This window comes from Pseudonocardia alaniniphila (genome assembly GCF_022524485.1).
GTDB lineage: Bacteria > Actinomycetota > Actinomycetes > Mycobacteriales > Pseudonocardiaceae > Pseudonocardia > Pseudonocardia alaniniphila.
This window is the reverse complement of sequence record NZ_JAKXMK010000031.1, coordinates 1-13875: the sequence shown is the minus strand read 5'-3', so window position 1 is coordinate 13875 and position 13875 is coordinate 1. Positions and strand designations below refer to the sequence as shown.

Genomic DNA, 13875 nt, shown 5'->3' with positions numbered 1-13875 from the left:
CGTACCTTCCAGCACGCGGACATGGCGGACCACAGGCCGCGATCAACGACCCGTCCGTCATCGGCGAACCTGGGGCACGCTCGCGCAACCGTCGGTCCGTACGTTCGTCACGGCGCTTTCTTGGGTACGTCGGGGAATGGCCCGGCATCCGGATCCGTTGCACGTCCTCGGCGAGGACGAGCGCGCTGGCCTGCCTCGCCGCGAGCCGGACTTCGTGGAGCCCATGCTCGCCCTCCTCACCCACGACCACTTCTCCGACCCCGAGTGGCTCTACGAGCGCAAACTCGACGGCGAACGGATGCTCGTCGTGCGTGACGGCCGGGGCACCAAGCTGTACTCCCGCACCCGTCACCCGTTGGAAGGCACGTATCCGGAGGTGGCGGAGGCGCTGGACGCGTCGGCGCCGGTGAAGTTCGTGGCCGACGGCGAGGTGGTGGCGTTCGACGGCGACGAGACCAGCTTCTCGCGGCTGCAGGCGCGGCTCGGCATCACCGACCCCGACCGGGCGCGCGCCACCGGGGTGGCCGTGATCTTCTACCTCTTCGACGTGCTGGGGGTCGGCGGGTACGACGTGACGGCGCTTCCGCTGCGCGCGCGCAAGCAGGTGCTCCAGGCGTCTCTCGATTTCACCGACCCGCTCCGGTTCAGCACCCATCGCAACACCGACGGCGAGGAGTACCTGCGGCAGGCGTGCGAGCGGGGTTGGGAGGGACTGATCGCCAAGCGCGCGGACTCCCCGTACCGGCCCGGGGCGCGGTCCGGCGACTGGCTCAAGTTCAAGTGCGTGCGCGGGCAGGAGTTCGTGGTGGGCGGGTACACGGACCCGACCGGCTCCCGTATCGGGTTCGGGGCCTTGTTGATCGGCTACCACGACGGTGACGGCGCGCTTCGCTACGCGGGAAAGGTCGGCACGGGTTTCGACCATCATGTGCTGGTCGGCCTGCGGGCGCGGTTCGACGAGATGGGGACGGCGGCGTCGCCCTTCGCGGACCAGGTGCGCGAGCGCGGCACGCACTGGCTGAGACCCGAACTGGTGGCGCAGATCGGGTTCACCGAGTGGACGCGCGACGGGAGGCTGCGCCATCCCCGCTACCTCGGGCTCCGTGACGACAAAGCGGCCGCGGACGTGGTGCGTGAGGAGCCTCCCCGGTGACGACCCAGCAGGAGATCTCCCGGCCGGACAAGGTGCTCTACCCCGAGTCGGGCTACACCAAGGCCGACCTCGCCGAGTACTACGAATTCGTCGCGGAGTGGATGCTGCCGCACCTCGCGGGGCGGCCACTCGTGCTGCACCGCTTCCCGGACGGGATCGGGAAGTCGGGCTTCTACCAGAAGCAGGCGCCAGAGCACCTCCCCGACTTCGTGGAGACCACGACCGTCGCGTCCGGCAACGAGCGCGGGAGCGTCCGTCACCTGATGGTCGATGACGTCGACACCTTGCGGTACCTCGCCGACCAGGCCTGCCTCGAGCTGCACCGCTGGCTCTCGCGCGCCGACGGGATCGACGAACCCGACCTCTTGGTGATGGACATCGACCCGCCGGACGACGTGGATCTCGCGGTGCTCCGCCGCACGGTGCGCGCCACCTCCGAGCTGCTGGAGGACCTCGGCCTCTCGACCTATCTCATGGCGACCGGCGGCAGCGGATACCACGTCGTCTCGCCGCTGGACCGCTCGGCGAGCTTCGACGACGTCCGTGAGCTGGTCAGGGGCGTGGCCGCGCGGCTCGCCGCCGACGCGCCCGACGAGCTCACCACGGAGCAGCGCATCGCCGCCCGGCGGGGCCGGATCTTCCTCGACACCAACCGCAACGCTTACGGCCAGACCGCCGTCAGCCCGTACTCGCCACGAGCCCGGCCCGGCGCCCCGGTCGCGACCCCCATCGAGATGAAGGAGCTCGGGAAGGTCACCCCCGGCGGATACGACCTGCGCAGCGTCCGGCGCCGGCTCGCGCAGAAGGGCGACCCGTGGGCACGGATCCACGACGACGCCCGGTCCGCGATGGACGCCAGGAGACGGCTCGACGAGCGAGCCTGAGACAGGCAACCTATGTCAGCGATCCGCGCCGGCCGACCGGCTGTGGGCCGTTCCCGCCGGCTCATCCGGCGCCTGTGTCACCCCGCTCGCGATCCACGGCGCCGACGGTCGGGGAGCGGCGCTCCAACGCATGGCGGTCGAGGAACCCGAGCACGACCCGCTCGGCCTCGTCGGAGAACTCCTCCCAGTAGCCGTGCCGCGCGCCGTCGATGATGTGCACCGTCGAGCCCGGGATCCGCTCGGCGAGCAGGAACGCGTTCTCCGGAACGTTGGTCGGGTCGTCGCTCCCGTGGATGATCAGTGTCGGCGCGGTGATCGACGGCAGCCGGTCCCAGGCGTCATGTGCCTGGCTGGCCTCGTAGTGCCGGGCCTGTGTGAGCGGCGGGGTGCCCACCCGCCAGTCCTGGCACACGCCGGGCCGCTCGGCACGGCCGTCGAGCCATGCCGGCGTGAACATCATCGCGTCCAGGCCTGCCTTGTCGTCCGGCCGGGCCAGCAGCGCGTTCGCCCAGTCCGGGCGTGGCACACCATGCCTGTCACCAGGGGTCGTGGCGCCCAGCACGAGCGCGCCCACCCGATCGGGATGATCGATCGCGACCCACTGTGCCACCCGTCCACCCATGGAGAAGCCGTACACTTGCGCCCTGGGCACGTCGAAGGCATCGAGAACGGCCACGGCGTCGGCGGCGAACCCCGGTGTCGAGTAGCCGTCTTCCGGTGACTCGCTGCGCCCCGTTCCCCGGTAGTCGAACACGAGCACCCGGTGCCGCTCGGCGAACCGGTCGATCACCGCCCCCCACATGAGGTGGCTCGACGACTGGCCGGCCAGCAGGAGCAGCGGATCGCCAGACCCGCGCTCCTCGGCATAGAGGCCTGCCCCGTCGCGTGTTCGTACCAGCACCTTCGGCTCCCTCGCCCGGTTCGTGATCCTCGTCCGCAGGAACAGTACGTCGACGGGACCGCGCGCCGGCCGAGCCGCGGAGCTCGTGAGCGTCGGGATTAGGGTCGTGAACGTGCCGCCGCCCTCGGTCCCACTGCAGAAACTCGGATTCCTCACCATCGGTTCGTTCGATGGCGCGTCCCCCCGCGCAGGCCACGAGAGCACCCTCGAGGTCATCGAGCTCGGGGAGCGGCTCGGGTTCGACGGGGCCTGGCTGCGCCACCGGCACCTGCAGTACGGCATCTCCTCCCCCGTCGCCGTCATGGCTGCGGCCACCCAGCGCACCAGCCGCATCGAGCTCGGGACGGCCGTCATCCCGTTGGGCTGGGAGAACCCGCTGCGGCTGGCCGAGGACCTCGCCACCGTCGACATCCTGTCCGGCGGCCGGATCAACCCCGGCGTGTCCGTGGGACCGCCCATGCGTTTCGCCGACGTCAGCGAAGCGCTCTACCCCCACACCGCCGACGTCGAGGACTTCACCTACGAGCGTGTGAAGCGCCTGGTCGGCCTGATCCGGGGCGAGCCTGCCAGCAGCTTCCAGGGCACCGTCGGCATCGAGGAGTTCTCCGACCACGTGCAGCCTCACGCCGCGGGTCTCGCCGACCGCATCTGGTACGGCGCCGCCAGCCCCGGCTCCGCCCGGTGGGCAGGCGAACAGGGCCTGTCGCTGCTCACCAGCAGCGTGCTCAAGGCCGCGGGACCCGATGACACCACCGACTTCGCCACCCTGCAGCACGCCCAGATCCAGACCTTCCGCGCCGAGCACCCCGACGGCGAGAACGCCCGCGTCGCCCAAGGGCTCGTCGTCATCCCCACCGACACCGCCACGCCCGAGCAGCGCGCGAAGTACGCCGCCTACGTCGAGGCCCGCACCCCACGCACTGCCCGACCGCAGGGTCCGGCCAACATGCTCTTCGCCCCCGACATCCTGGGCACCTCGGAGCAGGTCGCCGAGACGCTCTACGCCCACGCCGGCTTCCGCGACGTCAACGAGGTGGTCTTCGCCCTGCCGTTCGGTTTCGATCACGCCGACTACGTCCAGATCCTCACCGACATGGCCACCTCGTTGGGCCCTGCCCTGGGTTGGTCCCCTCGGAAGTGACCAGTGACGCAATGAGTTGAGATCAATGCATCCTGGAACCATTCCGGGGATTTCAATCAATGATTATCACCTGGCGACACCGGCCACGACGGCCGTAAATTCGGAGCATGCCCAGTGAGCTGTGGAGATCCGTTGACGACTACTTCAGCAGACTACTTCTCGACCCCGATCCAGTGCTCGATTCCGCGCTCGAGGCAAACAGAGCCGGCGCCCTGCCGTCGATTGATGTCTCGCCGCAACAGGGCAAACTACTGCATTTACTAGCCTGCTCGATCGGGGCCTGCCGGATCCTGGAAGTCGGCACCCTGGGCGGCTACTCGACCATCTGGCTGGCCCGCGCCCTCCCGCCGGACGGGCGGCTCATCACTTGTGAGATCGACCGGCATCGCGCCGAGGTAGCCACATCCAACATCGCGATGGCCGGACTCGCCGACATCGTCGACCTTCGCGTCGGCGCGGCCGACCAAACGCTCAGCACTCTCGACGCAGCTGTGGACGGCCCGTTCGACCTCACATTCATCGATGCCGACAAAGGCTCCGGCACGGAGTACTTCGAGCACGCGCTGCGGCTCTCGCGGCCTGGAAGCCTGATCATCGTGGACAACGTGGTCCGCGGCGGCCGCGTGGTCGACGCCGCGACCACGGAGCCCACAGCGGTGGGAAGCCGCCGGCTTGCCGAGGCCGTGGCCCGGGAGAAGCGGGTGAGCGCAACTGTGATCCAGACGGTGGGCGCAAAGGGCTACGACGGTTTTCTGCTCGCGCGGGTCGAGTAGAGATGGTTGATCCATTCGTCTGGTGAGTCCGCACCCTCACGAGCTGCGCGGGCACCTCGACGTTATCCGCGCGCCAAGGAGCTGCTCCCGCGCTGGGTCACAGCGAGGCCGGGCCGGCGCGGCGGTTCCCGCGCCCGCGCCGACCACGCGACCACGCGACCGGGCCAGCGGATTCCGCCGTCTCGGAGGAAGATCACCGAACCGGCACCGGGCACCGTGGCATCTACCGCTGCCAGTCCCGAACCGACGATCATCGAACCGCGCCGACTGGCGGGCGGGTGACAACGCCGGCCACTGGGGCAAGATCGTCACTTCGGACCCGGGGACGGCACCATCCGCCGCTGCCGGTACTCAACCGTCGATCATGGGCGACGCTCCGGACCGGAGCGCGACAGGAGCCGCCCGGGTAAGCGCCGACCGGACCCCGGAACCGCGCCACCACCACAGCGGGCCCCACGAACGATCACCGGCCGACACAGGGCGCTGTACCCGAGCGAGCACGCCAGATACCGGGGCAAGATCATCGTTCCGGACCCGGGAACGGCATTATCCGCCGCTACCCGCACCCAAACGTCGATCACCGAACCGCGCCGGCTGCCGGGTCCGAGCGACAACGCCGACTACCAGCGCGAGATCGTCACTCGGGACCCGGGAACGGCAGCATCCGCCACTGCCCGCACCCAACCGTCGATCATGGGCGACGCTCCGGACCGGAGCGCTACAGGAGCCGCCCTGGCGTCAGCGCCGACCGGACCCGGAACCGCGCCACACCACCGCAGTGGGTCCCAAGGAACGATCACCGGACGGCACAAAGCGCTGGACTTGAGCGGGCCCGCCGCCCTCCGGGCAAGATCGTCATTCCGGACCAGGGAACAGCACTATCCGCCGCTGCCAGCACCCAAACGTCGATCACCGAACCGCACCGACGGCCGGATGCGAGCACCAACGCCGACCACCAGGGCAAGATCGTCACCCCGGACCCGGGAACGGCACTATCTGCCGCTGCCGGCACCGAAACGTCGATCATCGAACCGCGCCGGCCGCCGGATGCGAGCACCAACGCCGACCACCGAGGCAAGATCGTCAACCCGGAGCCGGGAACGGCAGCATCTGCCGCTGCCAGCACCCAAACGTCGATCACCGAACCGCACCGGCCGCCGGATGCGAGCACCAACGCCGACCACCAAGGCAAGATCGTCACCCGGGACCCGGGAACGGCAGCATCCGCCGCTGCCGGCACCCAACCGTCGATCATGGGGCGCGGGACCGGCAGTGCCAGACGAGCCCACCCGGAAGACCGCCGAATTGAACCCGGCGCCGCGCCACCCACCGCTCGAGGCCGGAACGCCGAAGGGCACCGGGCTCCCAGTGCGCGAGTACGCCGGTGCCCGACGGGAAGATCACCGGTCTGGGACCGGGAACCGCGTCATCTGCCGCTGCCCGTCCCCAACCGTCGATCATGAGCCGCGCTGAAGCGCCGGCACCCGCTACCAGCATCATCAACCAACGATCACCGCTGTCAGCGGAGGCGCAACCGCCCATTCAGCAGCGGTCGTAGACATCAAACGTAGACATCGGTCGTAGCCTGAGCGCATGGACGCGTATCGGCGGTCCCGTGGCCAGGGAGGGCTCCAGGCATCTGCTTGGTCGCGAGCCTGGTGTCCGTCGGGATGGTGGTCGCCGGTCCGCGACTCCCCGAGCTCAGATCACCGCTCCTACTGGCTGAGGAACACCCGATGACCAGCAAGCCGCTCCCCCGCCGCCGCGACGCAGCTGCCAGCCGCGAACGACTGTTACGCGCCGCCGCCGAGCTTTTCGCTGATCGTGGGTTCGAGCAGAGCACTGCCCGTGACATCGGTCAACGAGCCGGGGTCGACCCGACGATGATTGCGCGGTACTTCGGCGGGAAGGCACAGCTCTACATCGCCGTCCTCCAGGCGGAAGACAGCTCCGACGCACCGGCCGATATCCGTGACCGCAGCCGTCTGGCAGGCCTTGTCGACCGCTTCGGACGTCAAGGCCCCGGTGCGATCCTTCCAGCTGCCGTACGCCCGTACGACGACCCGGCAGCCCAGGCCGCCGCCGCTGCCGCGCTCCAGACCCGCCTTATCGATCCACTGCGCCAACGGCTTGCTCACGAGGGCGAAGAGCGTCCTGATCTCTTGGCCGAACTGCTGGTCGCGGCGTTCATCGGTGTTGTCATCAGTCGGCATGCCGGGACCTTCGAGCACCTTGCCCGAGCGACCACCGCCGACGTCCTCTCGCTCCTCGACGGTCTGCTCGGGGCCGGCTGATTCGAGGCCGGATCATCGCCGACCGTCTGCTCCACTCTCCAACGACCTCGCCAGCCCGCTGCGAACGGCGAACGCCTCGCCGGATCATCACCTCTGCCACGGCCCGAGGAGGTCAGCCGCCGGTTTCGCGGGCAGGGGAGGTGATCATCGCGACGACGGGCGGCCGCCGCGGCGCCTCGGTCGGACCGGCACCGATCCCCATCGGCTGAGCCGGAAGCCACCTCACCCGCGGAACTGCCGCCGTCTGCGATCTCCAGTACTGCACCGCGTACGCGTCGGCGCACCGTCACCGTGTGAATGTCGCCCCTTGAATCCTCGGTCGCAGCGTCACGCAGTCCGCTCGACCTCCGCCCGCAACGCCGGGAAGTCCGGCGCGAACGACTGCGCACTCTGCAGTACGCGGACGAGCGCACCGGTGCTTCCGGCGTCGGACCAGACGCAGACCGAGACCGGCACGCCGTTGAGGGTGCCGTCGCCGCATCGGGCGAGCCCGCCCAGCGGCCCGGGATCGGCCTCGACGTAGCTGGTGACGCCGAGTTCCTCGCTCACACCGGAGATGAACTGGCTCAGCCGGCTCTGTGGCGTGCCGCTGGTCGAGGCCACGGCGGTGACGATGACGATGTCCTGGGTCGCGGCGTTGCCGTAGATCCCCTGCGCAGTGGCCGTCACCCCCGGCACCCCCGAATCGTCGGCGCTTTCGTCACTGTCCTCAGTGCCGATCCGCGGCCTGTTCCCCAGCGTGTCCGGCGCCGACACGGTGATCGTCGCAGCAGAGTCGGGGACTGCCGCGCGGGAGACCCCGACCGCTCCCACCCCCGGCCCTGCATCCGGCTGTCCGGACTGCGACCCGGCCGGCTGCGCCGTTGAGCCACCGAACACGCCGGCGACCTTGTCGGGCGCCACGGCGTACGCGCCGCCGACCGCTGCGGCGCCCAACGCCACCACCACGGCGGCGATCAAGCCGACCCGGAGCCAAGGCTTGCGAGACGAGTAGACCCGCCCACCGTCCGCGCCGGTCGCAACCGGCAACTGCGCTGGGCTCGCGGGCGTCGAGTACGGGACCGGGTAGGGCTTCGCGTGCGGATCGACCTGTTGCGACATCGCTGACTCCATCTCGGCGCTGGCTACATGATCGTCACGCGTCCTACGAGAATCCGGTTCAGCGCCGTGTCGATGCCGTGGTCGGCCTCGGCTGTCGCCGAAGCGAGCGAGGGGTGGCCGCGGTTCAGCGGCGCTTCCCGTAGCGTCGTGCGAGCATCAGAGCGGCTAGTGCGGCCGCGATCATCGGAACTCCCATCGCGCAGATCACCGTGCTCGCCGGCCACCTCGCCGTCAGCGCCGCGCCGATCACGAGTGGTCCGAGGATGCCGCCGACCCTCCCGACGCCCAGCGCCCAGCCCACCCCAGTGGAGCGCACCGACGCCGGATAGAACACGGTTGTCAGAGCGATCAAGCTGTTCATCCCGCCGACGATGCAAGCTCCGGTGAGAAGAGCGGCGGCGAGCAGGAGCCATAGCGGCGCCCTGAGGGCGAGTCCGGTGAGCGCCACGAACAGGAAGCCACCCATCTGCTGCGCAGCGACAGTCGCGTACGGGCCGATACGGCCCATGGCCGGGCCGGTGACGACGGTCGCCGCCAGACCGCCGAGGACGATGAATGTGGTGACGGTAACGACCGTCGCATTATCGAACTGCAACCCGGACATGATCGTCGGAAGCCAGCTCTGCAACGAGTAGAACTCAGCAATATTGACGCCGGAGAGGATCCAGAGCAGGAAGGTGCCCAACATCCGGTTCTCCGTGAAAACGTTGGCCGGCGCGGTTCGCTTGCCGCCGCCCTCCGCTTTCACGCCGATTGTCGGGGTATCGCCGACCGGTAACGAGCGATCCATCCTGCGCAGGACTCGCAGAATACGCCTCGAGTCGACGCCCCGCTTGATCATGAACACCGGTGACTCCGGCAGGAGCCGCAACAGCAGCACCACCAGCACGAGAGGGGCGAGCCCACCGGCCCAGAACATCGATCTCCAGCCATAGGCCGGTAGCAGCCAGCCGGAAGCCACACCGGCGACAGCGATGCCGACCACGAAGCCGGAGTAGATCACCAGCACGAGCGTGGCGCGAAGCCGTTTCGGGCTGAACTCCCCGGTCAGCGCCACACAGCTCGGGCACGCCGCGCCCAGGGCCAGACCCGTGCAGAACCGCAGCACGATCAGCTCGGTCACGTCACCCGCCCACGCCGCTGCGAGCGTGCACCCGGCGAACCCCACGGTTGCGCCGACGATCATGCGTTTGTGCCCGAGACGATCGGACAGCGGAGAGAGCAGGAGATAGCCGACCATCAGTCCGACAAGCGCCGACGAGAAGATCGGACCGAGGAGCTGAGCGGGCAGGTGCCACTCGTGCGCGATCAGCGGCGCCGCGTAGCTGATGGCCTGGGTGTCGAACCCATCGAGGAGCATCACGAGTCCACACAGGCTGATCACGACGTATTGGAATGGGCTCATACGCCGTTCGTCGACGAAACCGGGCAGGCGCAGTGGTGCTGGGCTCAGTGACATCCTCGTTCCGCTCCGGGGACGCCGGCGACCCCCTGGGTAAATGATTGAGAGCTAATTGTCAACCTCGCGTCGCGAATCGCGATATCGTCCTTTCTCATTCGCTTGCGGTAGACGGAAACAACCGAAGGCTCGGAGCCCTGACCGGGGGTTTCCCCAGGGCATCGGTGATGCCTCGCGAGGACACCCGGAGTGCTCTTACATGTATCATCGGCTGCGCACCGTCGCGAGGAACGACGACAGAAAGAGCGGCGATCACGTCGCCGCTCGGCGAGTACACCGGCGTCCCGACACCCAGCGCGTCCGGCGTGATGTATCCGTCGCAGACGACGTAGCCACGGGTGCGGATATTGGCGAGTATTCGACGCAGCTCGGCCGGATCGGTCGGGGTTTTGGGCGTGTAAGCGCGCATGGGTGCTGACAGGAAAGAATCCTGCAGGTGGAGACTGGCGTGCGCCAGCAGGACCAGTCCGCCCGTCGTCGCGTGCAGCGGCTGCCTGTCACCTATCTGGGTGATATTGGTGACCGCGCCTCGGGTGGACAGCCGCTCGATCACGAGCGCGTCGCAGCCTTCGAGGACGTAGAGCTGCGCGTGCTGACGGGTGGCTGCGTGCAGATCCTCCATGAATGGCATCGCAGCCTCGCGCAGACCGAGCGCACGGGGCGCCCTGGACGCGATCTCCCACAGTCGGACGCCGACATGGAGCCGGCGGTCGCTGCCGCGCTCCAGCAACCCCATCTCGAGCAACTCGGCGACAATACGATAAACGGTCGGAACCGGGATCCCTGAACGCTGCGAGATGCGGCTGACAGTGAGCGCAGAGTTGTCCTGGTCGAAGGTCTCGAGCACGGACAAAACCCGCGCGAGCGCGGACCGCCCAGCTGATTTATGGGCCATCGCCATCCTTTCCGCTCTGCGCGAGATCGCGTGAGCGAACCCGTGAGACCGATGGTGCAATCGTGAATCCCTACCGCAGCGTCCGCGCCTGTGCGGTTAGCAACCTACGGGCCAGAACGCGCCGGACAATGGAGGGATCCAGCGGATCGACCGCTCGCTTCAAGCTTCGCGCCCCCAGCGGAACCTTACGAAAGATCGCGAGATCCACTGGACTGCGCGTGGGAAGTCCTGGCGTTGCCGAGAATGACAGTCGCGACCCACTCAGGCCAACAGCGATTTCGATGAACGAGAAATTGTTCGGTCGTCGCGGTTCCGGCCGAATGCCGGCGCGCGCACGACAGGTTCGACGGAGGACGAGTTGTGCGATAACCCCGACAAACCGGCTTCGGCCGGTGGCCACCGGCCCGGCGTGCTGACGCAGCGATGGCTCGTGCAGCGAATTTGCGAAGAAGGCGCCGTAGGGGCGTGTGAGACGAGGCTCGCCCATGACGGCCCGGCCGGCCGAGCATGCGCACCGGTTCGTCGGAGCCGCTCGTCTCCACCGGCGAAGTCCCGTGGGCGCACCGTGAGACGCCATGACCTGCATCACCTCCGTCTCATTTTAGCCATCAGACGTAGACATCGAGTGTAGACTTCCTGCGGCGTGTACAGGCCGGCATCGGCGGGACAGGGGTTGACAGGGTCGGGCTCAGGCTCGGCACTGAGGGCAGATGGTCGCGGTGTAGATGACACGCCGGCCGCCATGGACGGTGGTGCGCTTCTCCTCCGAGAGCCCGAGGTTGGCGGCGACGCGCTGCGAGGGGATCTTGGCGGGGTCGATGATCGCGATGAGGCGGCGCAGGCCGAGGACGTCGCGGGCGAAGTCGCGGCAGGCCGTGGCCGCCTCTGTGGCGTAGCCGTTGCCCTGGAGGTCGGCACGGATGTGGTAGCCGACCTCGATTTCCTCTGCGCCGTCCACACGCTGAGGTGTGAGCCCGCAATCGCCGGCGAACTCGCTCGTGGCGCGGACGATGACCGCCCAGAGCCCGAATCCGCGCTGACAGTAGAGCCGCTGGTTCCAATCGATCCAGGCCTGCGCTTCGTCTCGGCTCTTCGGCGCGGGGTAGTAGCGCATCACCTCGGGATCGCCGAGCAGCGCGGCCATGTGGTCGAGATCGGCGCTGGTCATCTCCCGCAGGATGAGCCGAGGAGTGGTCAGCACGGTGCGCGGGTTGCTCTCGCCCTGGTGCGGTGCAGAGTTCATCCAGAAGATCATCGACCTGCAGTGACCCGGCGTCGATCGGCCACGTCCGTGAGTGCATCAGCGAGCGCGGCAAGGGGTGACACAGCCTGCTCGCCGAGGCGACGGCGCCGCCTCGGCGAGCTTGTCGAACAGTGCTCAGATCCCGGCCCGGATCAGGCCCGCACCCGTTCCGCGATCATGATCGTGGCGACGTTGGTGTTGACGCATGGAACCCGAGGCATCACCGACGCGTCGACCACCCGCAGGTGCTCGACGCCTCGTACGCGCAGGTCCGGGGCGACCACCGCGTCGTCCCCCGTCCCGATCGCACAAGTGCCCACCGGGTGGAAGTAGGTGCCCGTAGCGCGCCTGACGAATCCGTCGAGATCATCGGCCCCGTCCACGGCCGCACCGGGATACACCTCGGGCCCACGCCAGTCATCGAAGGCGCCATCGGCAACGATCGCGCGCGCCGTCTCGACCCCTCGAACGAGACGGCGGCGGTCGCGCGCCTCGACCAGGTACCGCGGGTCGATCAGCGGCAGAGAGTCAGGATCATCGTCCTGGAGCCGGATCGTGCCGCGGCTGTCGGGCACTGTCGCGACAGCCAGCGTGAAGCTGTTCGGAGGTGCCTGCATCCCCGCCTGCAGCAGAGGCACGTGAACGAACTGCATCTGCATGTCCGGACCGGAAAGCGACCCGTCGCTGCGCCACAGCAGCGCAGCCTCGGACAGGTTGGCCGAGCCCGGCGGGATCACCCGCTTCGCCTCGTAGACCACGCTGGTCAGCGGGTGGTCGTGCAGGTTGCGCCCGACGCCGGGCACATCGTGCACGACCTCGACCCCCACGTCACGCAGTTCGTCAGCGGGCCCGATCCCCGACAACAACAGCAGCCGCGGCGAGTCCACCGCGCCACAGGAGACGATGACCTCCCGGGCGGCGAGGACGTCGGTGACCGCGTTTTCCCTCTGGACCCGCACCCCCTCGCAGCGGGAGCCGCGAAGAATCAGCTTCACCGCGCGCGACTCGGTGAGCACGGTCAGGTTCTGTCGTTCCAGGACAGCGAGTGTCAGGTAGGCGGCGGCCACGCTCTGCCGCCGACCGCCGGTGATCGAGAGGTCCTGCCACCCCGCACCCTCCTGGATCTCGGCGTTGAAGTCGGCGGTCATCGGGTGGCCGACGGCGCCCGCTGCATCGAGGAACACCGCCGAGAGCGGGTTCGGATCTCGAGCCCGGCTCGGCCGCATGGGCCCGTCCGTGCCACGGAAGTGCGGGTCGCCCGTGGGTACCGACTCCATGCGCCGGAAATAGGGCAGCACGTCGTCGAACGCCCAACCGGTCGCGCCCTGCTCGTCCCACTGGTCGTAGTCGTTGCGATGCCCACGCAGATAGACCATCCCGTTGATCGCGCTGCTGCCACCGATCGTCCGTCCGCGCGGCCAGTCGACCTCGACCCCGCCCAACTCGCGTTGCGGTGTCGTGCGGTAGCCGTAGTCGATCTCGCTGCCCATCAGCGTCGGCCAAACGGTCGGATCATGGACCTCGGGCCGGACATCACGTGACCCGTTCTCGAGGAGGAGAACGCTCACGTCCGGTAGCTCGGACAGACGGGAGGCGAGAACGCATCCCGCCGAGCCCGCGCCGACAATGACGTAGTCGAAGGTCGTGCTCATCAGAACTCCTGATCGATGGATTCGCCCGCACGGCCGGGACCACCGAGCCGGATGCGGGCGTGGTGGATCACGGGCCGGTCGGATCGACGGGCCCGTGGGTGTCGGGAAATGCGAGGCGCCAGGCAGGGGCAGGCGTGGCCTGCGGCCATGATTGCCGTACGCCTGGCGCTTTTCAGATTGCGGGCGCCTGCCGCTGCCGCCTGGCCGTCAGCGTCAGCTTGTTCTGACAGCGGCGCACGTCAACCATTGGTCATGCTGCGTGGTCGGCAGCGACAGCCCAATGCTCGTCCCGCCGCCTCAGTGGGTCACGTCCCCGCTGGTGGTGTAAGTCCGGGGTCCCCGTTCGGCGTGCCTGAGCACGTAGGAGGGGCCACCGCGT

The 13875-nt window shown here is 68.7% G+C and carries 11 protein-coding genes; 5 read left to right on the top strand and 6 right to left on the bottom strand.

Annotation, left to right across the window (positions count from 1 at the left end):
• Nucleotides 1-136 precede the first annotated feature (136 nt).
• Complete coding sequence (gene ligD, locus MMF94_RS31335) at nt 137-1153, top strand: non-homologous end-joining DNA ligase (RefSeq protein WP_338104383.1); 1017 nt, start codon at nt 137-139, stop codon at nt 1151-1153.
• A complete protein-coding gene (ligD, locus tag MMF94_RS31330) occupies nt 1150-2037 on the top strand; it encodes a non-homologous end-joining DNA ligase (RefSeq protein ID WP_241041030.1) in 888 nt (295 codons plus the stop codon). The genes ligD (MMF94_RS31335) and ligD (MMF94_RS31330) overlap by 4 nt, the downstream gene beginning before the upstream one ends.
• A 61-nt stretch (nt 2038-2098) precedes the next feature.
• Here ligD (MMF94_RS31330) and MMF94_RS31325 read toward each other — a convergent pair whose 3' ends face one another.
• Nucleotides 2099-2938: an alpha/beta fold hydrolase gene (locus tag MMF94_RS31325; protein WP_241041029.1), complete on the bottom strand. Its 840-nt coding sequence runs from the start codon at nt 2936-2938 to the stop codon at nt 2099-2101.
• Nucleotides 2939-3050: 112 nt separating this feature from the next.
• Between MMF94_RS31325 and MMF94_RS31320 the strand changes: the two genes are divergently transcribed.
• The 3 genes from MMF94_RS31320 (at nt 3051) to MMF94_RS43825 (ending at nt 7146) form a co-directional block, all read left to right on the top strand.
• Complete coding sequence (locus tag MMF94_RS31320; RefSeq protein ID WP_241041028.1) at nt 3051-4079, top strand: LLM class flavin-dependent oxidoreductase; 1029 nt, start codon at nt 3051-3053, stop codon at nt 4077-4079.
• Nucleotides 4080-4186: 107 nt separating this feature from the next.
• A complete protein-coding gene (locus MMF94_RS31315) occupies nt 4187-4852 on the top strand; it encodes an O-methyltransferase (RefSeq protein WP_241041027.1) in 666 nt (221 codons plus the stop codon).
• 1670 nt (nt 4853-6522) lie between these two features.
• Nucleotides 6523-7146, top strand: a complete 624-nt coding sequence (locus MMF94_RS43825) for a TetR/AcrR family transcriptional regulator (protein WP_420852460.1) — start codon at nt 6523-6525, stop codon at nt 7144-7146.
• A gap of 327 nt (nt 7147-7473) precedes the next feature.
• Here the strand turns inward: MMF94_RS43825 and MMF94_RS31305 are convergent, their stop codons facing one another.
• From MMF94_RS31305 to MMF94_RS31285, 5 genes are all read right to left on the bottom strand, one after another.
• Nucleotides 7474-8247: a hypothetical protein gene (locus tag MMF94_RS31305; RefSeq protein WP_241041025.1), complete on the bottom strand. Its 774-nt coding sequence runs from the start codon at nt 8245-8247 to the stop codon at nt 7474-7476.
• Between the two features lie 124 nt (nt 8248-8371).
• Complete coding sequence (locus MMF94_RS31300; protein WP_241041024.1) at nt 8372-9652, bottom strand: MFS transporter; 1281 nt, start codon at nt 9650-9652, stop codon at nt 8372-8374.
• Nucleotides 9653-9800: 148 nt separating this feature from the next.
• Complete coding sequence (locus MMF94_RS31295) at nt 9801-10601, bottom strand: IclR family transcriptional regulator (RefSeq protein ID WP_277398865.1); 801 nt, start codon at nt 10599-10601, stop codon at nt 9801-9803.
• A 688-nt stretch (nt 10602-11289) separates the two neighbouring features.
• Entirely contained in the window at nt 11290-11844 is a 555-nt protein-coding gene (locus tag MMF94_RS31290) for a GNAT family N-acetyltransferase (protein WP_241041022.1), read from the bottom strand.
• 152 nt (nt 11845-11996) lie between these two features.
• A complete protein-coding gene (locus tag MMF94_RS31285) occupies nt 11997-13496 on the bottom strand; it encodes a GMC family oxidoreductase (protein ID WP_241041021.1) in 1500 nt (499 codons plus the stop codon).
• Between the last annotated feature and the right edge of the window lie 379 nt (nt 13497-13875).